The organism is Vreelandella halophytica (genome assembly GCF_968193635.1).
The window spans coordinates 2,432,312-2,455,262 of the sequence record NZ_OZ309107.1 but is presented as its reverse complement, the minus strand read 5'-3'; the positions used below and the strand labels follow the sequence as shown (position 1 = coordinate 2,455,262).

Sequence of the window (22,951 nt, the reverse complement as noted above, 5' to 3'; positions counted from 1 at the left end):
CCGTTGCATGGCTGCCTTAAAAGGAATACACGGTAACGATTGGCTCAGAAGCGCAATGCGATGTTTCGATGGGGGGATAGCCCTCATCTTTTCATCCATTGCGCTATGGGCAATGCCTAATATTACTTATCACGGCGAAGAGTATCTCTTTTTGATCGTGATCGGCAGCTTGCTGCTTCCCGCCATAGGTGAGCTCGTTGGGCTTTATCAGCCTTGGCGCGGGCGCAGCCTTTACTCCATGCTCGGGGTATACGCACTAAGTTGGCTTGTCACTATCGTTTTGCTTAGCCTGCTGTTGATAGCCACCCAAACCACCGAAAATTTTTCTCGTCTTTGGATGGGGGGCTCCGCACTTACCGTACTGTGTGTTGGCAGCGTAATGCGCGGTTTGCTCTACAGCTACTTGCGTCGCCTGCGCGCCAAAGGTAAAAACTGTAAGCGCATCGTGATTATAGGGCGTTTAGATAATATTCGGCACTTAAAGGATCATCTAAACGCCATGCGGTATGCCGGCTACATGCTGTACAGCGCCCATGTAGATGACGATTCAGATTCCTTTCATCAGCAACTCAAGGTTCTGGTTGATAATAGCGCCTTTAATAAAGAATTTGATGAAATCTGGTTAAGTTATCCTCTGAGTGATGGGGATAAAGTCCGACTGGTTTCCACCAGTTTGATTAATATTCCCATCAGTGTGCGCTATTTTCCTGATCTCTCGGATATTCGTCTGCTTAACCACCGTATGGCGCAAGTGGTTGGGCTTTATTCACTCGAGCTTAACTATAGTCCTCTTGATAGTGGTCCGCTGCGTTTATTAAAGAGCATCGAAGACCGCTTGATTGGTGGGCTTTTGTTCATTGTTTTTTTGCCGGTTATGCTAGTGATTGCCGCGTTGGTCAAATGGAAAATGGGTGGGCCAGTGCTTTTCAAGCAGCACCGCCACGGCATGGATGGCAGGCGTTTTCGCATTTACAAGTTCAGAAGTATGAGCGTGCACCAAGCGTCTACCACGATCGCAGCCAAACAAAGTGATCCTAGGATCACCCCGTTAGGCGCTTTTTTGCGCCGGACTAGCCTGGATGAGCTCCCGCAACTCTATAATGTACTACAAGGGCGTATGTCGTTAGTGGGCCCGCGCCCCCATGCGCTGGATCACAACCAGTATTATAAGGGGGTGATTCAAAACTATATGCAGCGACACCGCGTAAAACCCGGAATGACCGGCTGGGCCCAGGTCAACGGCTATCGAGGCAGTACCGATACGTTAGAACAGATGCAAAAGCGTGTAGAGTTCGACCTTTACTACATCGACAACTGGTCGCTAGGGCTCGATTTAAAGATCCTGGTGATGACGTTGACGAGAGGCTTTGCCAACAGCCAGCCCTAGCAGGATGGGCGCAGGCACAAATAAACGTCCAGATCGTTTGTTCAAAGGATGAATGATGATATTGCCGGTTATTTTGTCAGGGGGCAGTGGGTCGCGACTTTGGCCTGTTTCCCGGGAGTACTACCCCAAGCAGTTTTTGAATTTAAACAGAGACGATGTGAGCTTGCTTCAAGAGGCGGCGCTGCGCCTCGAAACGATCGCCTGTTCCGGGGAGCCGCTGATCGTTTGCAACGAAGAGCATCGTTTTCTGGTTGCCGAACAGATGCATCAAATAGGCTTTAAAAAGAGTCAGATCATTCTCGAACCCTGTGGACGTAACACCGCACCGGCGCTGGCGCTGGCCGCCCTGGCTGCAAGCCAATCAAATCCGGAGGCCGAGCTTCTGGTCATGCCCGCCGACCACGTCATCAAGGATACGCAGGCGTTCGCCCAGGCGGTCGAGCAGGGGCGCGAATTGAACCAGAAAGGGCGGCTGGTCACGTTCGGCATTACCCCGACCACCCCCCACACCGGGTATGGCTATATCAAAAGAGGCCAGGCTTTAACTCATGGGTTTACCGTTGAAACCTTCGTCGAAAAGCCTGACGAGGCGGCAGCCGAGCAATACCTGGAAAGCGGTAATTATCTTTGGAACAGCGGTATTTTTCTGTTCAAGGCGAGTGGCTTTCTAGCGGCGCTTGGCCAGCACGCGCCGGATATTTTACAGAGCTGCCAGGCGGCCTTTGACGCGCGCACGCAGGACATGGACTTCCTACGTATTGATGAAGCGATTTTTGCTGACTGTCGTAGCGAGTCGATCGACTACGCGGTCATGGAGCATACCCGCCAAGCGGCGGTCGTACCCATGTCACCCGGTTGGAGCGACATCGGTGCCTGGGACGCGCTTTGGGAGCTTCGAGCAAGCGAAGACCCGGTGAACGGTAACGCGGTCCACGGCGATGTCATGCTGCAGGATACCCAGCAAAGTCTGGTGTATAGCGACTCCCGCCTGGTAGCCGCCGTGGGCGTGAGCAACCTGATCATCGTGGAAACCGACGACGCCGTACTGGTAGCGGACCGCCACCACGCTCAGGAGACCAAACGTCTCGTCGGCGCCCTGAAAGAGGCGGGCCGTAAAGAGTTCAAGTCTCACCAGCAGGTTTATCGCCCCTGGGGCTACTACCGCACCATGGTACTGACCGAAAGCTTCCAGGTGAAAGAGATCGTGGTTAAGCCTGGGGCTGCACTGTCGCTTCAAATGCATCACCATCGTGCCGAGCACTGGGTCGTGGTACAGGGCACCGCACGTGTCACTCAAGGAGAATGCCCGGGCGATACATCCAACCTGCGCAGTTTTCTGCTCACCGAAGATCAGTCCACCTATATTCCACTGGGAACCGTACACCGGTTAAAAAACCCGGGGGTGGTGCCGCTCAAGTTGATCGAAGTACAGACGGGCTCCTATCTAGGTGAAGACGATATTGTTCGTTACAACGATAAGTATGGTCGTGAATAGGGGCCTTACTGCAATGAGGGTTGCTATCGTTCACGACTGGCTAACCACCTGGGCTGGTGCCGAGAAGGCGCTGGCCGAGTTGGTCGGCTGTTTTCCCCAGGCGGAAATTTTTACGACCGTTAACTTTCTGCAAACGCAGGATATCCCCGCACTGCGTAATAACGTCATCCACACCAGTTTCATACAGCGGTTGCCCTTGGCGCGAAAGCGCTACCGTCACTATCTGCCACTGATGCCGCTGGCGGTGGAGCAGTTCGATTTAAAAGGGTTCGATCTGATCCTGTCCAGCAGTCACGCCGTGGCTAAGGGTGTAATCCCCGACCCCAACGCCGTGCATATTTGCTACTGCTATAGCCCCATGCGCTATGCATGGGATATGCAGCACCAGTATCTGCGTGAAATCGGCAAGGAGCGTGGCGTCATGAGCTGGCTCATGCGCTGGCAACTCCATCGGCTCAGGCAGTGGGACTACATCAGTGCTCAGCGAGTCGACCATTTCGTGGCGATCTCCAGCTACATTCAGCGGCGTATCGCCACTTGCTATCGTCGCGACGCCGACGTCATCTACCCGCCGGTCGATGTCAAAAAATTTCGCCACGACCAACCCCGGGAAGCGTTTTATCTAACGGCTTCTCGCATGGTGCCCTATAAGCGTATCGACTTGGTGATCGAGGCGTTCAATCGAATGCCCGACAAGCAGTTGGTCGTTATCGGGGACGGCCCTGATTACGCCAAGCTAAGCGCATTGGCGGGTCCCAATGTCACACTACTCGGTTTCCAGCCGGATGAGGTGTTGATAAATCACCTGGAGCGTACCCAGGCGTTTTTATTCATGGCGGAGGAAGACTTTGGCATTTTGCCCGTAGAAGCTCAGGCCGCCGGCGCGCCTGTGATCGGTTATGGGGTAGGGGGCCTTACAGAAACCACGCTTAATGGCGTCTCCGGACTATGGGTCTCCAAGCAAAGCAGCGATGCGCTGATCGAGCAGGTACGCCACTTCGAAGCAAAGCGGCTGGCCGAACCCGGCACTTTTTCTCCAGCGGCGTGCCGGCAAAGCGCTGAGCGCTTTTCCACCGCTAACTTTATCCGCTCGATCCACTCGTTGGTGAACAAATACCTCAAGGTTTGACCCCTGCTCAAAGCTCACCTTCGTAATAACGCAGACACTGCGCCATCGGCTCATCGCCCAACCAGTCGATGATCTGGCGCGTATAACGAGCGCGCGCTTCGTCCACAAGATGAAAGTTGGTATCAAAAAAGTCGTCGGCCGCATACATGGTATCCGTGGGCTGGCCTACCCATTGAAGCCCGGCGCTTTTTACTCGATGCGGCAGCGTCGTGTAAAACCGTGCTTCCACCGGTGATTCGGTGTACTCGGGCTGGTAAAGAAGTGGAGGGGGCATAAAAACGGGGCAGGCGCCTTTTTCCAGGAGCTCGTCACGAAAAGCACGGAGCTGGTCTCCAGCAAAGTGGCCCAGACGCGAAGCCTCACCGTAGGTCTCTACCGGTAACGAGGTCAAAAAGTGCCAGTGGCGCTCTTCGCGCAGCGCTCTAACGGTATGCAACTGATCGCCGCGAAGATCGAGGTTATGCGCGCCGTAGTCCCCGGTAACAACGAAGTCCTCGGGTAGGCCGCGGTAGCCCTCTAAAATACGCGTGAACGATGTTTGGGCGATGACGCTTAGGGCCCGCTTCAAAGGGAGTTGTAAAAAGGTGGCAGGATGACTATTTGCCCAATGTACCAGGGGAGTCGAAACGGGCTCGGCAGCGTTGTAAAGCGGATACTCCAATGGCAGTAGCACCAGATCTCCTGTCTGAATGCTGGGCCCGGCGCTCGATAGAATCACCGGCAGCGAGATCCCAGCATTGACCCCTAAATTGACGGCCGGGCGCTGATAGGTCGCCTCGAGGGCGCCGCTGTCGACACCAAACATGGCCGATGACCCAGCAACCAGCACGATTTTTGGGGAGGGGAGCGCGCGGGCCTGCGCCTGCTTGTAGCGCATTGCCCCGTCGATCCAGGCATTGTTGGGGTGCGGCCGCCCTAGCTGGCCTGCCCAAAAAACCAGCGAAAGAGTGAGTACGGCCAGGCCACCCGCCAGCACTCCCATGACAAAACGCACCATATCGACTCGCTCTCTTAACCAGCGCGCGTACACGACGAAGCGCGTAGGGATTAAAAATTGAAATATAAAAACGCCTGGCTGGGTAAATCGGTCATAGCCTTGGCCACTGCCACCAAAAGCGCGCCGACCACGACTCCTTGCCAAACGATACGAGAAGGCTCATTCAGCCACCTGGCGCAGCGCATGCTATTCGGCATGGTCAAGGCGATAAACGAGCCAAGCAGTAAAAGGACACCTGGCGAGCGTAGCCCCATCACGCCTTGGGTCATGGGATTTACTAGATCGCCAAGTGCGCCCCACTGCCAGTGGCCAAGGCCTGCGTATAACGCCCAGGTATGCTCGAGACTCGTGGCTCTAAAGGGCACCCAGGCAAGCATTACCAGTATCAACGTCAAAAACCAGCTGATGCTGCGGGGTAACTGCACGAGACTGGCTCGGCGCCAGCATACAAGCGCTACCAAAAGCACCCCGTGCAGGCCGCCCCACACTAAAAACTGCCATCCCGCTCCGTGCCATAATCCGCCCAACAGCATGGTGACCATGAGCGCCACTACATGGCGCGGCCAACCATGTCGGCTACCGCCCAGCGGTACGTAAAGGTAGTCACGCAGAAAGTGCGAAAGCGTCATATGCCAGCGCCGCCAAAAGGTCTGAATATCCACGCTTCGGTAGGGCGAGGCGAAGTTTTCCGGCAACCGTATACCCAATAAAAGCGCCAACCCCAGCGCCATGTCTGCGTAGCCCGAGAAATCGAAATATAGCTGCAGCCCGTAAGACCAGCCGGCCAACAGGGTATCCCCGGCGACGATACTTCCCGCTGGCTGGTCGTAAAGCCCATTCACTAAGGGCGCCAGGTTGTCGGCCAGCAGCAGCTTCTTCGAAAGCCCCATGGCCAGTAACACTAGCCCGCAGCGCACCAGCGCAGCGCCCGGTGGCTTGAGGTGTACAAGCTGGGGCGCCAGTGTTCGGTAATGCACGATAGGGCCCGCGATCAGTTGAGGAAAAAAACTGACGAATACGCCGTAGAGCGACCAGGGCCCGCGTTCTATCTTGTGCTGTCGAATATCCACTAAAAAAGCGATTTGCTGGAACGTAAAGAAAGAGATCCCCAAGGGCAGGACCAATGGGCTAATCGCCTGAGCGGGAAGGTCGACCGCTGAGAGTAAAAAAACCGAGTACTTGAACCACCCCAGCAGCCCCAGGTTGAACGCGATACCCAGCCAAAGCCAAACAGGGTGGGGTCGGGCGATTCGCCCGGCGAACCAATAGTTCACGCCAATGCTTACGAGTAGCAAAGGCAACAGGGTGATATCCCACATTGCATAAAAAACGAGCGAAGCGCCCCCCAACCAGGTCAAAGTCAGGCGTGGTGCGGCCAAAAGCGTTAATAGATAAAAAACGGACCAAACGACAGGCAGAAAAACCAATAGAAAGTGGGGGGTGCTGAAAACCATGCCTGGGGCTCAAACGGTCGCGGGAGAGGCGCTAACAGGGTAGCGAAGCCGTGAGCATAGCATAGCGCCAGACGCATGAGACGCCCAACGGTGGTATGACCTTCACGCTTGGCTTAACATGGCCCCTGTTCGAGTCCCTCTCCAGCATGGGAAGAAGGTAATGCACTTAGCATCCCTTAAAGGGGCCTGGCACTACCGCCAGTTTATTGCCACATCGATACGTCACGAACTGGTGACCCGCTTTGCGCGCAGCCGTATTGGCGGCGCCTGGATGATTATTCACCCGCTGGCCATGGTGCTCATCTACGCACTGTTGCTCTCGGCAGTGCTCTCGGCCAAACTTCCCGGCGTCGAAAGCCGCTACGCCTACGCTATTTACCTGACCGCGGGAATGCTGGGGTGGAGTCTTTTTAGCGAGCTTCTCAACCGCTGCCTTGGGGTGTTTATCGAAAACGCCAACCTCATGAAAAAACTGGTGTTCCCCAAAGTGGCCCTGCCGATCATCATTACTGGCTCTTGTTTGATCAACAACCTGGCCCTCTTTGTGGTCATCCTGGTCGTGTTCGCCGTGCTTGGCCATTTTACCCTCGCCACCCTCCCGTGGGTGTTCGTGCTCACCGGTATTACGGTGCTACTTGGTCTGGGGCTTGGACTGACACTTGGCATTCTGAACGTGTTTATCCGCGATATCGGCCAGTTAATGCCTATCGTGATGCAGTTCCTATTCTGGTTCACGCCAGTGGTCTATCCTGCCGAGATCGTACCGTCATCCCTACAGGCGCTCATCGCGTTCAACCCGCTGTTTCACCTGGTCGGGGCCTACCACGACGTTTTGGCCTACGGACAAGCGCCTTCAATGGTCACGTTGGCGGCGCTGGCGCTGCTAGGCATTGGGCTAGTGCTTTTTAGCGCGTTGCTGTTTCGCAAGGCCAGTCCTGAAATGGTGGACGCCCTATGAACCCGCCCAATAGCTCCTCCTCGGCGCTGCTGGAAGTGCGCGAGCTCGGCAAAGCCTACCGCCATTACCGCAACGAACTCCTGCGCATCGCTAACTGGTTCACTCCGATCCCACCCCAGGCCGAAACCTGGGTTCTGCGTGATATCAGCTTCGATATAGCGTGTGGCGAGGCCGTCGGCATCGTGGGGCAAAATGGTGCGGGTAAAAGCACGCTTTTAAAAATGATTACCGGCACGCTAATGCCCTCCGAGGGTTATATTCGTTCGCACGGGCGAATAGCGGCGATACTGGAGCTTGGCATGGGGTTCAACGGCGAGCTGACCGGACGTCAGAACGTGCTGCATGCGGCCGGACTGATGGGCTTTACCCACCCCCAAATCGCCGGCGCGATCGACGATATCGAAGCCTTTGCCGAAATCGGCGACTACTTCGACAAGCCCATGCGAGTCTACTCGAGCGGAATGCAAATGCGCGTCGCTTTTTCGGTCGCCACGGCGTTTCGTCCGGACATTCTCATCGTCGATGAAGCGCTTTCGGTGGGGGATGCTTATTTTCAGCATAAAAGCTTTGATCGCATCCGTGAGTTCCAGCGCTTGGGAACGTCGTTGTTGATCGTTTCTCACGACAAGGCCGCCATACAAAGCCTTTGCGACCGGGCCATCTTGCTGGAACAGGGGAGCGTGCTTCAGGATGGCCTGCCCCAGGATATCATGGATTACTACAATGCTTTGATCGCCCAAAAAGAGAACGCTAAAGTCGAGATCGAGTCGCTCGAAAGTGGCCAAATTCAAACGCGTTCCGGTAACGGCGAGGCGAGTATCGCGCGCATTAGCCTGCACGACGACCAGCAAGGCGGGCAGAGCCAGGCTATTGATGTGGTCGATGTCGGCCAGCCGGTAGAGCTTCGGGTGCGGGTGGTGATTCACGCCGACCTGCCCGAACTGGTGCTCGGTTATAAGATAAAAGACCGTGTAGGCCAGGACGTATTCGGCACTAACACTTGGCACACCCACCAGGCCGAGCGTGAGCTCATCGCTGGTGAAACGCTCACGTATCGCATACGTTTTGACGCCAACCTGGGGCCCGGCAGCTATTCCGTTTCGCTCTCGCTACATAGCAGCGATACGCATCTTGCGCGTAACTATCAATGGATAGACCACGCGCTGGTCTTTCAAATGGTGAATATGGAAAAAGACTTTTTCCTGGGAAGTAGCTGGATAATGCCGGCCATCGACTGCGAGCGCGACGTCGCATCCGGTTCAGCATCTAACGAGTCAGCGTAATGGATTTTTATACCCGCTTTACCAACCATTTTCGTGGTGAGAAAGACGACATCAAAAAGCGTCTTGACGTTTACGTGCCGCTATTGGGGCCCATCATGGCGCGCTACCCCGAGGCGCACGTGATCGACTTGGGCTCCGGGCGTGGTGAGTGGCTCGAGTTGATGCGCGACAACGGTTGGCCCGCCAAAGGCATCGATACCAACGAAAGCATGGCAAACGCCTGTAATGCAAACGGACTCGAGGTCGAGGTCAGTGATGCGTTGGCCGCACTAAAGAAAACCGAGAGCGATACGCTCTCGGCCATTACCGGGTTTCACATCGCCGAGCACATTGCGTTCGATTCTTTAGTGGCACTCGTACAGCAAGCACTCCGAGTGCTGGTGCCCGGTGGCGTTTTAATTCTGGAAACGCCCAACCCTGAAAACCTGACCGTCGGTCTTTGGAGCTTCTATCTCGACCCGACTCACCTGCATCCGCTGCCGCCGCCACTTTTACACTTTGTCGCCACCGATGCCGGTTTTGCCAAAGCCAATATTCTTCGTTTGAACGGCCCCACGCCTCCGGAAGACCACGCCGCCGTGGGCGAATACCTTGCCTGGGCCGTCTCTGCCCACCCGGACTACGCACTCATCGCCCATAAAGGCACCGATGACGCCAGCGCCCCCTGGTTCGACTATCTGGATCAGTTGACCGTCGCCCAGCAGGGAAGCCTTCAGACGCTGGCCGACAAAATCCAGCAGCAGACCGACGAGCTAACAAAGACCCAAGTGCTGCTCGCGAAAGCGACCGAGGAGCGCCAGTACTATCAGCAGAAATCCGAGCAGCTACTCTCGGAGATCAACGGCGTTTACCAAAGCCGTTCCTGGCGTCTTACCCAGCCGCTGCGTGGCGCCATGCACCTTCACCGGCACACCTCGAATGCTCGGGGCCGGTGGCTTCGTAAAATGGCGCAGATACCCTGGCTGAAGCGGCTGGCCCTAAAGGTTCTGAATCGTTTTCCCGCTTTGAAAATGCGCGTGCTCAAACAAATGGCCGCAAGCGATGGGCTTTTTAGCCGCAAAGGGCAGTTTCACGACGAAGACTTCATCAATCTCGACCCGGAGGTTCAGGCGCGGGTCCGCCGAGAGGCACTGGCCTTGCGCGACGCCTGGCACGAGGCCCCCTTGATTCGAGGCGTTCGACTCGAGGGGCATATCAACGGGAGTTACAGTCTGGCCTCGGTCAACCGTCACCTGCTCACTCGGCTCTCGCAAAGCGAGGAAGCGCCTGCGCTGTGGCTTTCACCTTTTGAGGCCTCGCCCGAGGCACGGGTAAGTACCACCCCCGGCGGGGCCGAGGAGATCAAAAGGCTTAACGAGTTGACCGACCCCTCGGCCTGGCAGGCGCTGGCGCCTGAAAAGCGCATTGCGCTTTATCACCACTACCCGCTCATCACGCCCAACCCCGCCCATGGCAAGGCCGTGGCGCTCTTTTTTTGGGAAGAGTCCTTTGTGCCGGCGGATATGGTGGAGACCCTCAATCAGCACTATCACGGCGTCATCGTCACGGCCTGGTTCGTCAAAAAGGTGTTGATGGATAGCGGCTGCCAGCTTCCCGTTCACGTGATTACCCTACCGCTGGTGGCTAACGCCCACGCCTTTAATAGCCATGCGAGCGATCTTGCCCGGGTGAGTCAGAATCAGACAGTCAATCTTTTGCACGTCTCCTCGGCGTTTCCCCGTAAGGGCGTTGATGTGCTGCTACAGGCTTTTGAGCAGTTGGCGGAACAGGACGCCGAGATCACGCTCACGCTCAAAACCTTCCCGAACCCGCATAATCAAACCCAGGCTTTGGTCGAGGAGTACGTTAGCCCGCGCCACCACTCCCGGCTTACCGTCATCATGGAAGACTATTCCAGTGAGCAGATGGCCGCGCTTTATCATCAGGCGGATATCGTGGTGCTACCGACTCGCGGCGAAGGCTTGAACATGCCCGCCATAGAGGCCGGCGAGTTTTCGCGCGCACTGGTGGTAACCGGCTACGGGGCCCATACCGATTTCACGCCGGCCAGCCATTCAGGCGTCATCGACTACTGTTTTGCCCAGGCTCAGTCGCATTTCGCAAGCGGACAGGCGCTTTGGGTGGAGCCCAGCGTCAGTAGTACCGTGGGCCAGATCAAGCGCCAAATCGAGGCGCTGCGTCAGAAAGGCGAGCGCGCCACGCAAGCGGCAAGCGGGCTAAGTGCCGCCATTCAGGCACGGTTTTTTTCGTCCGCCGCGGCCACCTCGGCGCTGGCCGCGCTGGGCCGGCTGCAAGCGATACCCGACACCTCGCTCCCCGCGCTTTCGATAAGCCTTTACACCACTTGGGACGAGCCCTGCGGCATCGCGCAGTATAGCGACCACTTGCTGGATGCCATGCAAACCCTGGATGAAGCAACCAGGATCGAAGTGCATGCCCCCACCAAACAACAGGTCCCGCCTTCGAGCACGCTTCAGGTCGTAGAAAGCAGTTGGCAGAAAGGCGCTAGCCCCCAACTTGCGAGCGCTCAGGGGAACGTGGTCTGGCTACAGCACCATTTCGCGTTTTACGAGCTCGACCTCGCGCTCCAGCAAGAGGTCAAGCAGGCCCGCCAGCAGGGAAAGCGGGTATATATCACGCTCCACACGACCCGCCCGGTGATCGATTTCGATACCTCACGCCGTCGCGTCGTGGCCGCCACGCTGGCCGAGTTCGACCGGGTCTTCGTGCATACGCTGGACGATCTCAATTACCTCAAGCGAATCGGCCTAACCGATAACGTGACGCATATGCACCAAGGCGTTGCCAGCGACCCCGCTACACAAACGCGGATGACTCAAGCCCCCTCCAATGCGCCGATCATCGGCTGCTTCGGTTTTTTGCTTCCCCATAAAGGCGTCAATACGCTCATCGAAGCCTTCGCAAAACTGCTTGAATCCAGCACCCTGCCCGAGGCGGCAACGTTGCGCCTCGTTACCTCGGTGCGTGATGAACCGAGCTCCCAGGAAGAGCTGGCGCGCTGCCAGCGCACCGCCCAGCGTTTGGGCGTTACCGCCCATATCGAATGGATCACTGACTTTCTGCCGCTTGACGAGGCGCAAAAGCGCCTCGCCGAATGCAGCGTCGTGGTATTGCCCTATCAATACACCCAGGAATCCAGTAGCGCCGCGGTACGTACCGCCGTAGCGGCGTGCCCTGCCATTCTGACCACACCGGCGCCCATTTTCGACGAAGTCGCCAATGTGGTTTGGCAAACCGAAGGGTTCGAGCACGCCGATATTGCCAAGGCGATTACGCAGGTACTAAGCGCCAGCGAAGAGCAGCGCAGTACGTATCAAAAAGCGCGAGCGCAGTGGCTTGATGAGCGGCGCTGGGCCACGCTGGCGCAACGCTACCAGGGGCTAATGCGCGCAGCTCTCGTTGACCAAAAACTGTAAAAAAACGGCGATTACACTGGCGGGATGCTTAAAATGGCTTGCCCTTGGCCTACGCAGCGGCCAGTCCCTTTAAAGTAGCTACGAGGGTGGTGCGATTTTAATGGTTTACCGATGGTTTTTTTGAAGAAAAGGAACGATGCCTTGAATGCGATCGTGACAGGAATCACGGGTCAGGATGGCGCCTACCTCGCCAGGCTGCTGCTTGAAAAAGGCTATACCGTCTACGGTACGTATCGACGTACCAGCTCCGTCAACTTTTGGCGTATCGAAGAGTTGGCGATTCAGAACCACCCCGCGCTGCACCTCGTCGAGTATGACTTGACCGATCTCTCGGCCAGTATTCGTCTTCTGCAGCGGTGTAAACCTCGCGAAATTTACAACCTGGCGGCGCAAAGCTTTGTCGGGGTCTCATTCGACCAGCCCATCACGACCGCCGAGATTACCGGCCTGGGCGCGGTCAACCTCTTGGAAGCCATCCGCATCGTGGACACCTCCATTCGCTTTTACCAGGCCTCGACCTCTGAAATGTTCGGCAAGGTGCAGGAAGTACCGCAAACCGAAGCCACGCCGTTCTATCCCCGCAGCCCCTACGGTGTGGCGAAACTCTACGCCCACTGGATGACCATCAACTACCGTGAATCCTACGGCCTTTTCGCCACCAGTGGTATTTTGTTCAACCACGAGTCGCCGCTTCGCGGGCGCGAGTTCGTCACCCGCAAGATCACCGACGGCGTAGCGCGCATCAAGCTTGGAAAACAGGCCTGCCTGGAGCTTGGCAACCTGGATGCCAAGCGTGACTGGGGGTACGCGAAAGAGTACGTAGAGGGTATGTGGCGCATGCTACAAGCCGAGACACCCGATACCTATGTACTAGCCACCAAGCGCACCGAAACGGTTCGGGATTTCGTGACGCTGGCCTTCAAGGCGGCCGGTATCGAGCTTCGCTGGGAAGGCGAGGGCGAAAACGAGTTTGCCATGGACGTGGCTACGAGCCAGAAGGTAGTCGTGATCAACCCGCGTTTTTACCGGCCCGCCGAGGTGGAGTTGCTCATCGGCAACCCCGAAAAAGCCCACCGTGAGCTAGACTGGAGGCCCACCACCAGTTTGGAAGAGCTTTGCAAAATGATGGTCGAGGCGGATCTGGTACGTGTCAGCAAGGAAATTGATGCCTTTAGCGCCGCGTGAGCCATTAAGCAAGGAGCCACCATGACGACATGTCTGGTCACAGGGGGCAGCGGTTTTACCGGCCGCTATCTCATTGCACACCTAAAGCAACAGGGCCACACCGTGGTAGCTTTGGCAAGCCACCCCTGTGGCGCCGATGAAACGCACCGCATTGATCTCAACGACGAAGCAAACGTACAAAACATCGTTCAGGAGACCGCGCCGGACCAAGTGTATCACCTGGCGGCTCTCTCTTTCGTGGGTCACCCCAGGCCGCTCGATTTTTACCGAGTCAACGTGCTGGGGACCGAAACGCTGCTCAGGGCGCTCTGCCAACTGACAACGCCGCCTCGCGTCCTGCTGGCCAGCAGCGCCAACGTATATGGGGCGAACGGTCAGGTCACTATCGATGAAAGCGTTATACCATTACCGGTAAACCATTACGCCCATTCGAAACTTGCTATGGAGCACATGGCCCTTACTTACAAAGAGCAGCTTCCACTGCTGCTTGCACGGCCGTTCAATTACACGGGGCCCGGCCAGGCATCTCATTTTCTGGTGCCCAAAATCGTCGAGCATATAAAACGGCGCGAAAAAACGATGGAACTGGGTAACACCCACGTAAGCCGTGACTTCAGCGACGTAAGAGATATTGTCGCTATTTATGCGCAATTACTGGCCGCATGGCCGCCAGAGGCTGACAGCGCTAGCGTCATCAATATAGGCAGTGGCGAGGCGACATCGCTGACGACACTAGTGCGAAAGCTGGAAAGCCTGGCTAAACACTCCATCGAGATCAACGTGAATCCCGCGTTTATACGCGCCAACGAAATACCGGAATTAAAGGCGTGTACCAAGCGGCTAAAGGCTTGGGCCCCCGATATAGAGCGCATCCCAATCGAGCATACCTTGGCGGACATGCTGAAGAGCGATTAAGTTCCGGAGTCGGCTAGAGCCGCGTCGGCAGAGGTAAGGCCGCACGGCTTTACCAAAAACCCTTGTTCATCGAAAGACGGCGTTTCAAGCGCCAGGTCAAGCGAAGATGGTGCAGCCCCAACTGATAGCCCGAGTATTTTAAACACGTACGCAGCGCTGCTTCGGGCAAGCGCCATGGCGCATGGCGCAACAGGTAGCGCGTTTCCGAGCGCACAAAGCGGGCGCCTTCCCCTTCGGCTCGACCCAGCCAGGCTAAAAGCCAGCCCTGTTCGTAGTGAAACACCCCGATATCGAAATAGCGCTGAAACTCCTCTTTCAGCGAGTAGTTATGGGAATGATGCACCCGAGCGTTCGCGCAGTAGGCAAGCGTCCAACCCTGCTTCAGTAGGTTGGCGCCGGCCAGCATGTCTTCGCTTAAAATCGTATTCGTTGCAAACCCGCCGCTTGCCAGCAGCGCCTCGCGCCGATACGCCGCAAAGGAGTTGGATAAAAACGCCGTTTTGATGCCCATACGCGCAATATCCGCCTGACTGACCTGATAAGAGCGTGCCGGGTAGTTGAAAAGGCGCGCGTGGCGAGCAAGCGGCGTGGCACCGGGGTGGGGAAGCTGGCGGCCGAACGCAGCACCCACCCGCGCGTCGTCGAACGCCCCGACCAACTCGGCAATCGCGTGCGGGTCGGCCACCACCGCGTCCTGAGTGAGAAACACCACTATTTCGCAGTCATCGAGATACTCGAGCGCGTGTTGGCGCGTGCCACCGTGGTCGAACTCCTCGCGTGCAATGCTCATGACCTCCCATCCGAAGCGTGCCGCCAGGGTGGGGGTTTCATCCGACGAGCTCGAGTCCACGATCAGGGTACGCTGCGCGCCGGACACGGCGGAGCGGCTTTGCTCGAGCCACGTGTGCCAAGCGTTTCCCGCGTTCAGGGTCGGGATGCAAATGCCGTAGCGCAATCTTTGAGCCATCGCTTGCTATGGCTCCCTGAGTAGTCGGCTTTTCACCCGGCGCTGCCACCCGGCAGGTACGTGGCGCGAAAGCCCGCGCAAAAGCGGCTGGGCACGTAGCCAGTAAAGCGTGGAGACCATGGCCTTGCGCACGCGCATGGTGGTTGAGTCTTTCAGGGCGGCGTGGTCCTGCCAGTGTGAGGGAAGCTTTGCCAGTTTCTCAGGGGGCACGGCCGGGGCGACGAGTTCCAGATAGCGCTTTGCATAGAAGTCCGCGTGTTTCGAAGACCACGCATCCACGGGCTTATCGGTTTGAATGGTGGCGTCTACGCGAGACGAGAGCGTGGTAAACCACTCGCACCACTGCTGCGCGGAGCTATCCCACTCCAATAGCCAGGAGTAGGGGCGCTCACGCAGCCGCTCGGGCAGCGCACCCAAGTTGCTGGCCACCACGGGCAAACCAAGCGCTAGGCAAGTGCTCAGTGTATAGCTATAGGTTTCCGGCCATAGCGGCGGGAACCAAACGATGTGCGGCTGCCACTCGCTAATAAGTGTCGGCAGTTCGTCGTCACGATAAGGCCCGGTCACAGTCAGGTTGGGCAGCGGCTTCAGGGAGCGATACGCAAATCCGAAGAGCTTGAACTCGATACCAAGCTCTTGCTTGGCCGCCAGCGCTGCTACGCTCTCTAGTACGTCGGCTCCTTTGATGATGGAAAGCGCGCCAATCACCGCCACGCGCAGCGGCTCGTTCTCTTTGGGCGCCTGCCAGGTCGGGGCTTGGTAGGTGAGCTTTTCCTGGTCGGGGTGAACCGCGACCTCGATCTCAAGCTCAGGTATGTAGCGTTTGAAACGCGTTGCCGCATCCTGGCTTGGCGTAATTATACGGTCACTGGCCAAAAGCCACTTGGCGTGACGCTCGCGCCACTGGGTAATACTGCTGCCATCAGGTGCGGGCTGCTCGGCCAGGCAGCGCTGGCACTGTTCTACCCCTTTTTCGCCGCAGTAGCGGTGATCGATCGGTGTCAACGATATTTGCGGGCACACCGCGTAGTAGTCGTGAAGCGTCACATCCTGGGTCGTGCCGACCGCTTTGGAAAGCGCGTGAATGCACTTGTCAAAGCCCAGCCAGTGGTGGAAGTGAATGTGTACGACGCCAAGGGCTTTTAGCATTTCGACAAGTTCATCGAAAGCGTCGGGTAATACGTAGTCAAATGCCATGGACTCGGCTTCATTGAGCATGGTAAGCCGGGCGCCACCAACCGGGCTTGGCCGCAACATCAGCCACTCGACTTCGTGCTCCAGGGTTTCGGAAAGTTCCTGGCAGTGGCGCTCTGTACCGCCACCTCGCTGGTGGTTTACCATCAGAATTCGTGGCTTCTGGCTACCTCTCAGGCGGGCCAAGTCGATATTCAAACGCGCCTGGTGCGCCGGGTCCTCGCCGATGAATTTGTGAACACGTGACTCGTAGTCTGGATGCAATTCGTGGAGGACCTGGAGCGCTTTGGTCACGCGCTCGGGCTGGCTGTCTCCAAAGCTCACACTGCCTTTATGCCAAGCGAAAACGTCCAGCGCGTGCAAATGGCACCAGCCCGCCTTGAGTGTACGCATGCAGAAATCGTTCTCTTCACCGTAGCCTTTGCCGAAGTTTTCGACATCGAACAGACCAACGTCATTGAGCGCTTCGCGGCGGATATACATACAAAAGCCGATGCCCGTGGGAATCTCCACCGCCTGACCTTCGTTGGCGTTGGCCACCAGCCGGTCGATTTCGGGCAGCTCGAAACCATCCGGTAGGGTGTTATCCTCACAAAAGCGCGGGTAGCTGCAGATAGTCGCATTGTTGGAAAACGGCGTAACGCTAGCAACCGGGCGTGTGGTAGGGCGGTAGGCTGCGTTGATCAGACGGTCCAGCCAGTCATTGGCTACTTCGGCATCGCTATTGATTAGCACCACGTCTGCGCTTTCCGAGTGGGTCATACCCCGATTGACGGTACCCACGAAACCGAGGTTCTCCTCGTTTTCCAACAATAGCATCGGCTTTGTTTTAGCTACCTCGCGAAGCCACTCGGTCAACTCTGGTTCCGGGCTGGAATCGTTGATCACGATCAGGCGGTAAGCATGAGAAGGCGTGGATGACCAAATACTTTCCAGGCAGTCGCGGGTTTCATCGAGCCCCTTGTACACTGGAACGATAAGATCCACCGCGCCCACGGGCTTTTTCTGTTTGGCTCGGGCAATCGGGAGGTCGTCGTGTGCAGCAAACTGTGCTTTGAACGAGCCCGAGCGCAGGCGGCGAAGTTGCTCGGTCAGCCAGCGTAGTGGTTTGGTCAAACGCATAGAGCGCGAGTGGCGAAGCGCGTGCAGTTCCTCTCCCAGCAAGTGAAGCCGGTGGTTAGCCTCTGCATAGGCCTGTTCAAGCTCTGCTTGGGCGTGCTGGGCGCCGGCCAAACGTTCGTATGCTTGGGCGTGCTCTTGTTGGAGCGTTTGATGAGTGGCCTGAAGGTTCTCGAGCGCCTCATCGCGCGCTTGAAGCGTTTGTTGCAGTGCCGTGTGTTGCTTGAGTGTTTTCTCGTGCTCCTGGCCCAAGTTGTTCAGTTTCTCCCAGGCGCCGCCGTGAGCCTGTTGCAGCTCGTGGTGCAGAGCCTGGAGTTTTTCGTAGTGCTCTCGTAGCTCCAGTAATTGGCCTTGGCGCTCGTGGTCGCGCTGATGAAGGCTTTGTTCGCTGGCGTGAAGCTGCCCAGTGTCCCACTCAAGCTGCTCTAAACGGTCGATCAGTGAGGCCAAGCCGTTCTGTAAAATTGCCTCGTCTACATGGCGTAGCCACTTTTGCCATATCGCGCTGCGCGCATTTTGATAAGTGTGTAAATCCCGCTGTTGTGACAGCCCCGATTCCCCCAGTGCCAGCCGGTAGGTGGCGCTCACACCCGGAACGTGGAGGAAATCGCCCTGGCGCGAGAGCTGTAGCCAGAAATCCCAGTCCTCTAATTCGATAAACTGCGTATCGAAGCGATAGCCATTTTCCCGCACCACCGCCATGCGGAACAGCACGGCGTGAATGGGCAATGTGTTATGGACTAAAAGCTCCCCCGGCACCCAGGGTGAATCCGAGGTGGATACCGTCTCGCCGCTGGTTTTTTCGAGACGCACACCCGTATATGCCGCAGGCGCATCGGGTTGGGCCTCCAGGGCATCCACCAAACGCTCGAGGTGAGTGGGGTCGATCAAATCGTCGTCGTCTAAAAACATCGCTAGCGGGGATCGTACTTGCTCGAGCGCCGCGTTAGCTGCCTCGGCTCTTTTAAGCGGTGTAGCGCTTTCGATTAACCGGCAGGGCACACTCAACTTGGGCAGTTCGCTGTGGGGCTCGCCTTTTGCGTTGACTACAAGAATGTCTATGCAGGGGTAACGTTGAGCTTCTACTGCAGCCAGTGCGCAATGAAGGTGATCGCGATCCATGCTGCGAATCAGCAGACTAACGCGAGGGGAGGTCGAGCGAGACGTTGACATAAACTTCCTAAAATAAATAACGCGCTTAGCCGCGCCCTAATAATAATTTTATACGCGTAAGCCAGCGCCAACCCCGCGAGGCGTAAATGGCCTGCAGCGTTTGCTCAGCGCTTTGACGTGCCTGCTCGCTTTTTGAAAGCGCGGTTTTTACTTCATCGGCTTGCGTTGAAAGGGCCCTGTTTTCTTGCACAAGCTTTTGTTTCAACGCCTCGAATGCTTGGGCGTGTTCATGCTGCGCCTGTACAAGGGCTGCTTCGCAGCGCCAAAGGGCCTGATCCTGAACCGAGGGTAGCGTTACCTCGCTAAGTGTCTTGGTAGCCTGAACGACGTGAAAAGCTTCGGCTTGCGTTACTGAAAGTCCTAGCGTGTAGCTGCGGTAGCGATTAAGTCCGCTTATCTGTTCAGCATAACGTTGCTCAGCTAGCTGTGAGGCGAAGCATTGCATGGCACGGGCTTTTAGCTCGCTTACGTCCGAGATATCCACTAATTGGTTAACGCTTAAAGGTACCCCGATTTCATACAGGGCGATGGTCAACGCGTGGATGTTCGTATAACGTTCGCCGGCTCGCAAGGCTGCGTCACAGGCGGCGCGATGATCCGGATGCATCTCCCAGTTCGAGGGGGCTAATAAAAGATCCGGCTGGAATTCTTCAAGCATTTGCAAAAGCCGCTGTGTCAGCGCGTCGCGTTTTTGCTCAAGGCCTCGGTCCGGAAAATCCCAGTTAAGCGGCGCAGGATAGCCCAAAAGTTTGGCGGCTTCGAGCGACTCCGACGAGCGAATCTTCGCATCGGGGCCTTTGGTCGCAATGACCACTTGTATGGTTGCACCTTGGGTGGCCAACTGTGTCAACGCACCCCCGCAGCCGAATACTTCGTCATCCGGGTGGGGGGCGAGTACGAGCACTCGCTCTCCTTGTAGAGCGCTCGCTTGATAAGGAACGTACCAGGCTTCTCTCATCGAACTGTCCTTTTATAAAGCTGGGAGAAATCCCCGCCCGCTAGCGAAAGTCTGTATCGCCGCCCATAAGCCACCACTGATGCTCTACCTCCATACCAAGTGTCAATCCATTCACTTGGCTGCCAGGCACTATCACCTCGGTAGGAGCTATAGAAGGGGCCGTCTCTTCGAGACTTTCAGCGACGCTTGCGGTCAGCCAAGCGATCATACGAGACGATCCCATTCGCGCCGTAAGATGTTGCGCGCAAGTCACTATGTCGGCCAAGTGCTCGATTGGTGTGATCAGGTCCAAAAGTTCGACGGTTTCGCTATCGTGTTGGCGCAGTACACATACACCAAGAGGTTGTCTGGTCAAGCGGTTGATAACCAGCCAGCACTGATAACCGCGCTCGGGAGCATCGATATAGCGGTGGGAAAGCCAATCCCAGTCACGTACGCCTACTGCATTGCCTGAAAGCCCCTTGGCCATACGTGTCCAAAGTTTATCCACCGTAAGCGCGTGCTGTGCCGTGATCGGTAAGGCAGTCGTTAACAAGCGTCGACGGCCAAGCGAAGGCCATACCGCTTCAAGGATTTGGTCAGTGGTGCAATAAAGCTTCAAGGCTGCGCCGAGGCGCGCATGGCGGGCGTGAGGGAAGCCAAAGGCGAAACGATAGGCGAGATGTTCGCCCACCTTTTCTTTAAAAAACGCGTTAACTACCTGATAAAATGGGCCTTTGCGGGTCAATATTCCCCGGTAAGCGGGGTCGACCATCACATCGCCCATTTGTACGATGGAGCACGCCAAGCCATTAACGATTCCGCGACGTGGCATGCCGCCGTTGAACGCGATCACTCTCTCCCCATCCAGGCATACTACACCCGGGGAGGCTGCCTGGCTGTATTTCCACTGCCAGGTATCGGTATCCACTCTATGGCCAAAGGCGCGCTCGAATAGTGCTAGTAGGGCAGGTAGGTCCTCTTGGGTGGCCCAGCGTGTTTGCCACATGCCTTAGTTCGCCTCAAGCTTGCTGTCGGGGGGCAGCGCTTGCCACTGATGGGCAAGACGCACTACGCCGCGGGCGACGCTATTCTGAGTCACATGAAATCCGCTAATGGGGTCCACCCACTCGTAGCTATGTAGGCCCCGCTCGCAGAAAAGGTACGCTCCTACGTGATATTCCCCCTTCAAAAGCGAAAGGTGGGGGAAGCTGATAGCGATACGCCCTTCGCCGCTTTCATTCCGATCAAGGGTAACACCTTCTTCCCAACTGCCTGAGCTAGTGACGATCTGTCCCGCAGGCGTCGAAATGGTGACCGCCACGCCTGGGCAAGCTAAAGCTGGATCACTGGCAAACTGAATTTCGATTTCAAGCAAACTCTCTCCGCTAATGGCCGGATAGCGGGCGTCAGGCGTTGTACCATCGATAAGTACTTTGGTGCTTAAGAGTCTTGCACTGCCTTGAGGGATGACACGTCGCTGTTCTTCGACGGCGCTATCGCGCACCCCGCGGCTTTGGTCGCTCTCGCCCATCAAGAACTGCTCGTAGCGGGGAATAACGACCGACGGAATATCGTCCGCCAACACTTCACCACCTTCTATCCAGAGCGCGCGCTCGCATAAGTTCTCAACCTGATAGAGCGAGTGTGAGCAGAAAAGAATAGTCGCACCGCTATCGCGTAGCGCCATGATACGGTCGAAGGACTTGCGAGCGAAGGCGCCGTCGCCCACCGAAAGCGCTTCGTCTACCACCAATATATCCGGCTCGACACTGGTGGCTACGGCAAACGCCAAGCGCACATACATACCGCTGGAATAGGTTTTGACCGGCTGGTCGATGAAATCACCGATGCCGGAAAACTCATGGATCTCTTCGAACTTATCCTGTACCTGGCGACGGCTAAGCCCAGCAATGGCTGCCGACATGTAGACGTTCTCACGCCCGGTGAACTCAGGGTTGAATCCAGAGCCGAGCTCCAGCAGCGCCGCGATTTTACCGTTAACGCACACATCACCAGTACTAGGCGAAAGCGTGTTGCAAACCAGCTGTAAAAGCGTGGATTTACCCGCGCCGTTACGGCCAACCAGCCCGACGACTTCCCCACGCTCAACCGTTAAATCCATCGGTTTCAAGCCGCTAATGGTATCGAACCTTGCACGCTTACTAAGTGCCTTGAACTGCAAAAGCAGCCTGTCGATAGGGCGCTCATAGCGGTAAAACGTCTTGCTGACTCCTTTGAGCGAAATCGCAGGAGGTAGAGCAGGACCTGAAAAGTCTTGCCGTGGGACATCTATACTCTCATGCGTTGTATCAGAGCACATCGGCAAAGCCTCCGCGTAGCTTATTGAACGCCCAGGCACCGCTGGCTAGCAGCGCGCCTGCTACCAGAGTCAGGCCAGATACCACCTTGGGGCTTGGCCAGGCACCCATGAAAATTACATCTCGAAGCTGGGTAATCAACAGTGCAAGCGGGTTCATCAAATAAACTGCCTGCCACTGTTCCGGCACGTTGGATAACGGATAGAAAACCGGCGAGAGAAACATCAAAACGGACGTGCAAAGCGCCATGAAGGGGCCAATGTCACGCAGGTAAACGCCAAGCGCAGAAAGCCACAGCGAAATACCTACCAGCACTGCCGCAAAGGGCACGATGACCAGCGGCAGACCGATCCAGGTAACGTTAACGCCTACCAGGTACGCAGTGATCAATAGAAGAAGAATGAGGCTGACCAGTGCCTGAAAACTTGCCGCCAGCACTGAGGAAAACGCCAAGAGGGGGAGGGGAAAAACTACCTTGGTAACCAAATTTGGCTGGCCGGTGATCAGTACCGGACCGCGATTGACTACCTCGGCAAACCAGTTAAACGATAGAAGTCCTACGAACACCTGCAGTGCAAAGTCCATTTGCGGCGTGCCGGTTGCCTCCACAGGCCACTTGAGGTCGAAAAAACCGTAAAATACCAGAGTGAAGGCGCCCAGCATCAACAAAGGAGAGAGAAGGGTCCATCCCAAGCCTAGCAGCGAGCCCCGGTAACGCCCTGAAACATCTCGACAGGTGAACTGCCATAATAGATGTAGGTGGCGAAGAAAATGGTTAGCAGCCAAGGCGAGCTCCAGAGTTGATAAAGGGCGCTATCTTACCTTTACCCTCAACAGGTGCCAACCGGCCCACGAGTAACTCTACTTTGAGGTAGGACCGCAGCGCATCTACGACCTATTGCTGTATTGTGGCTTGAATGCCCTGTCCAATTGGCACAGAGGGCTTTCCCCATGCCTTGATTGGCGTGATATATGTCAAAAATGCAATAAAAAATAGCCT

At 56.6% G+C, this 22,951-nt stretch carries 16 protein-coding genes; 8 read left to right on the top strand and 8 right to left on the bottom strand.

Annotated features, from left to right (window positions below; translation table 11 throughout):
- The first annotated feature begins 7 nt into the window (after positions 1-7).
- From ACWHXT_RS11380 to ACWHXT_RS11370, 3 genes are read left to right on the top strand one after another with little or no spacing between them, the layout of a single operon-like run.
- A complete protein-coding gene (locus tag ACWHXT_RS11380) occupies positions 8-1,387 on the top strand; it encodes an undecaprenyl-phosphate glucose phosphotransferase (protein WP_447955922.1) in 1,380 nt (459 codons plus the stop codon).
- Between the two features lie 52 nt (positions 1,388-1,439).
- Entirely contained in the window at positions 1,440-2,882 is a 1,443-nt protein-coding gene (locus ACWHXT_RS11375) for a mannose-1-phosphate guanylyltransferase/mannose-6-phosphate isomerase (protein WP_447955921.1), read from the top strand.
- A gap of 13 nt (positions 2,883-2,895) precedes the next feature.
- Positions 2,896-4,011, top strand: coding sequence for a glycosyltransferase (locus ACWHXT_RS11370; RefSeq protein ID WP_447955920.1), 1,116 nt, complete (start codon positions 2,896-2,898; stop codon positions 4,009-4,011).
- A 7-nt stretch (positions 4,012-4,018) separates the two neighbouring features.
- Here ACWHXT_RS11370 and ACWHXT_RS11365 read toward each other — a convergent pair whose 3' ends face one another.
- On the bottom strand, positions 4,019-5,008 hold the full coding sequence (locus ACWHXT_RS11365; protein WP_447955919.1) for a hypothetical protein: 990 nt from the start codon (positions 5,006-5,008) through the stop codon (positions 4,019-4,021).
- A 50-nt stretch (positions 5,009-5,058) separates the two neighbouring features.
- On the bottom strand, positions 5,059-6,282 hold the full coding sequence (locus ACWHXT_RS11360; RefSeq protein ID WP_447955918.1) for an MBOAT family O-acyltransferase: 1,224 nt from the start codon (positions 6,280-6,282) through the stop codon (positions 5,059-5,061).
- 340 nt (positions 6,283-6,622) lie between these two features.
- Between ACWHXT_RS11360 and ACWHXT_RS11355 the strand changes: the two genes are divergently transcribed.
- The 5 genes from ACWHXT_RS11355 to ACWHXT_RS11335 all read left to right on the top strand — a co-directional run bounded on the left by ACWHXT_RS11355 (position 6,623) and on the right by ACWHXT_RS11335 (position 14,240).
- Positions 6,623-7,420, top strand: a complete 798-nt coding sequence (locus ACWHXT_RS11355) for an ABC transporter permease (RefSeq protein WP_447955917.1) — start codon at positions 6,623-6,625, stop codon at positions 7,418-7,420.
- Positions 7,417-8,703, top strand: coding sequence for an ABC transporter ATP-binding protein (locus ACWHXT_RS11350; RefSeq protein WP_447955916.1), 1,287 nt, complete (start codon positions 7,417-7,419; stop codon positions 8,701-8,703). The genes ACWHXT_RS11355 and ACWHXT_RS11350 overlap by 4 nt, the downstream gene beginning before the upstream one ends.
- A complete protein-coding gene (locus ACWHXT_RS11345; protein ID WP_447955915.1) occupies positions 8,703-12,140 on the top strand; it encodes a glycosyltransferase in 3,438 nt (1,145 codons plus the stop codon). Before ACWHXT_RS11350 ends, ACWHXT_RS11345 begins: the two co-directional genes overlap by 1 nt.
- A gap of 111 nt (positions 12,141-12,251) precedes the next feature.
- Positions 12,252-13,325, top strand: coding sequence for a GDP-mannose 4,6-dehydratase (gmd, locus tag ACWHXT_RS11340; protein ID WP_447955914.1), 1,074 nt, complete (start codon positions 12,252-12,254; stop codon positions 13,323-13,325).
- 21 nt (positions 13,326-13,346) lie between these two features.
- On the top strand, positions 13,347-14,240 hold the full coding sequence (locus ACWHXT_RS11335) for an NAD-dependent epimerase/dehydratase family protein (RefSeq protein WP_447955913.1): 894 nt from the start codon (positions 13,347-13,349) through the stop codon (positions 14,238-14,240).
- A 49-nt stretch (positions 14,241-14,289) separates the two neighbouring features.
- On the opposite strand, the gene ACWHXT_RS11330 is transcribed toward ACWHXT_RS11335, so the two are convergent.
- The 6 genes from ACWHXT_RS11330 to ACWHXT_RS11305 all read right to left on the bottom strand — a co-directional run bounded on the left by ACWHXT_RS11330 (position 14,290) and on the right by ACWHXT_RS11305 (position 22,737).
- Entirely contained in the window at positions 14,290-15,207 is a 918-nt protein-coding gene (locus tag ACWHXT_RS11330) for a glycosyltransferase family 2 protein (protein ID WP_447955912.1), read from the bottom strand.
- 6 nt (positions 15,208-15,213) lie between these two features.
- Entirely contained in the window at positions 15,214-18,642 is a 3,429-nt protein-coding gene (locus ACWHXT_RS11325) for a glycosyltransferase (protein WP_447958036.1), read from the bottom strand.
- 76 nt (positions 18,643-18,718) lie between these two features.
- Entirely contained in the window at positions 18,719-19,597 is an 879-nt protein-coding gene (locus tag ACWHXT_RS11320; RefSeq protein WP_447955911.1) for a PIG-L deacetylase family protein, read from the bottom strand.
- Positions 19,598-19,691: 94 nt separating this feature from the next.
- Entirely contained in the window at positions 19,692-20,639 is a 948-nt protein-coding gene (locus tag ACWHXT_RS11315; RefSeq protein ID WP_447955910.1) for a GNAT family N-acetyltransferase, read from the bottom strand.
- A 3-nt stretch (positions 20,640-20,642) separates the two neighbouring features.
- Entirely contained in the window at positions 20,643-21,755 is a 1,113-nt protein-coding gene (locus tag ACWHXT_RS11310) for an ABC transporter ATP-binding protein (protein WP_447955909.1), read from the bottom strand.
- A 187-nt stretch (positions 21,756-21,942) separates the two neighbouring features.
- Positions 21,943-22,737, bottom strand: a complete 795-nt coding sequence (locus ACWHXT_RS11305; RefSeq protein ID WP_447955908.1) for an ABC transporter permease — start codon at positions 22,735-22,737, stop codon at positions 21,943-21,945.
- Positions 22,738-22,951 lie beyond the last annotated feature (214 nt).